This is a genomic window from Escherichia sp. WS1368, from assembly GCF_046487485.1.
Taxonomy (GTDB): Bacteria; Pseudomonadota; Gammaproteobacteria; order Enterobacterales; family Enterobacteriaceae; genus Escherichia; species Escherichia coli.
Window position 1 is genome coordinate 1 of sequence record NZ_JBJQJI010000056.1, and the last position, 510, is coordinate 510.

General features: G+C 52.0%; 1 rRNA gene. It reads right to left on the reverse strand.

Annotation, left to right across the window (positions count from 1 at the left end):
* Positions 1–510, reverse strand: a 23S ribosomal RNA gene (locus ACJHYD_RS24540); the annotation flags it as partial.

A 510-nucleotide genomic window follows, 5' to 3' on the forward strand; every position in this document is an offset into this window, starting at 1 on the left:
CCTGCAACTTAACGCCCAGTTAAGACTCGGTTTCCCTTCGGCTCCCCTATTCGGTTAACCTTGCTACAGAATATAAGTCGCTGACCCATTATACAAAAGGTACGCAGTCACCCCATAAAGAGGCTCCCACTGCTTGTACGTACACGGTTTCAGGTTCTTTTTCACTCCCCTCGCCGGGGTTCTTTTCGCCTTTCCCTCACGGTACTGGTTCACTATCGGTCAGTCAGGAGTATTTAGCCTTGGAGGATGGTCCCCCCATATTCAGACAGGATACCACGTGTCCCGCCCTACTCATCGAGCTCACAGTATGTGCATTTTTGTGTACGGGGCTGTCACCCTGTATCGCGCGCCTTTCCAGACGCTTCCACTAACACACACACTGATTCAGGCTCTGGGCTGCTCCCCGTTCGCTCGCCGCTACTGGGGGAATCTCGGTTGATTTCTTTTCCTCGGGGTACTTAGATGTTTCAGTTCCCCCGGTTCGCCTCATTAACCTATGGATTCAGTTAA